This window comes from Polaromonas sp. P1_G2 (genome assembly GCF_056405515.1).
The window spans coordinates 1-589 of the sequence record NZ_JBFUBY010000730.1 but is presented as its reverse complement, the minus strand read 5'-3'; the positions used below and the strand labels follow the sequence as shown (position 1 = coordinate 589).

The 589-nt window shown below is 57.4% G+C and carries 1 protein-coding gene; it reads right to left on the bottom strand.

All coding sequences use genetic code 11. The annotated features are described in order from the left end of the window. Nucleotides 1-574, bottom strand: a 574-nt coding sequence (locus tag AC1D0P_RS27235) for a hypothetical protein (protein WP_477679582.1), incomplete at its 3' end; no start/stop codon positions are given. Nucleotides 575-589 lie beyond the last annotated feature (15 nt).

Here is a 589-nt window from a genome sequence, read left to right as displayed (position 1 = left end):
CAAGAATGGTGATGACCGGTTCCACCCAGAGAAGATAACCGAAGACGCAGACGATCGTCCCACCGGATAGAAGTGGTAAGCCGAAGGCGTCGCCGCCAAAACCGCTGACGTCTTCCGTTTCCGCGGCCAGCATCGAAACGACCGTTCCGGCGTTGAGCTCCGTTCCGGACTTTCCACTATCTTCGCCGCCTTCGGATACCCGATCGAGAATGCGGAGCCGGATATCTCGGGCAATGACCTCGACCGCCAGGCCCTTCAGCATATTGAGCCAATATTTAAGCGCCCCCTGAAGGAAAATGACCGTGAGATAGATCCCACCCAGGATGACCAGCAGCCAAACGCTTCGGCTGACGACGGCGTAGTTGACTATCCTGCGCTGCAGTTCGAGTGGAACCATCATGAGGGGCGCAAGGATTGCGGTGAGAAGGCAGATTGCAATCTGCTTGGCACGCGTGGTTTTCCAGACATAAGAGTAAAGATGCCTGCTCAGGTCGAGCGTCTTTCTGAAGCCGCCTGTCTTCCTCGCCCTGCCCTCACAAGTAGCGGCCGGCGGCACCGGAAAAGGCTTCACCATCCTGTGGGTTTACGC